General features: G+C 44.5%; 1 protein-coding gene. It reads right to left on the bottom strand.

Annotated elements, in window-relative coordinates; all coding sequences use genetic code 11:
* The coding region (locus AC1DUA_RS40405; protein WP_477504988.1) for a cupin domain-containing protein at positions 1–262 on the bottom strand (262 nt) is incomplete at its 3' end.
* Between the last annotated feature and the right edge of the window lie 246 nt (positions 263–508).

Below are 508 nucleotides of genomic sequence, written 5' to 3'. Positions count from 1 at the left end.
CAATAGAGCGGATGAAAGGCGTGTCGGGACTCACCTGGATATGATGCAGCTGATAGGGCTGGAAGACGCAGAGCATGCCAGCGGTAACTTCATAGCTTTGCTGATCCACAATCAACGTGCCCTTTCCCTCGTGTACAAACAAAATCTCTACGCCTTGATGAGCATGAAAGGTGCCATGAAACTGTTCATTGCCGATCGTTTGACGGCGATAGGCAAAGTAGAGCGGACTCTCGCTGAAGCTAAGATTCTGAATATACGTCATCTGAAGCACGTCCCTCTGCTGCCGCGGCAGCGTTAAAAGAGCTTAATCCCAGCTTGATAAAGCTGATGGATTAAGCTTTTTTGTAAGAAATTAAATGACTAGGCGTTTTGGGGAACTACAGTCCACTATTTCTCTTAAAAGATTTAATTTTCATATGCAAGTGGAACTATATTCCGCTATTTTGCCGATTTCACCTGAAAAACTTACCATAGGTGACAAATAAGAGCTTGTAGTTCCGCTCAGAAG

Source organism: Paenibacillus sp. 01T422 (assembly GCF_056398785.1).
This window is presented reverse-complemented; position numbering and strand designations above follow the sequence as displayed.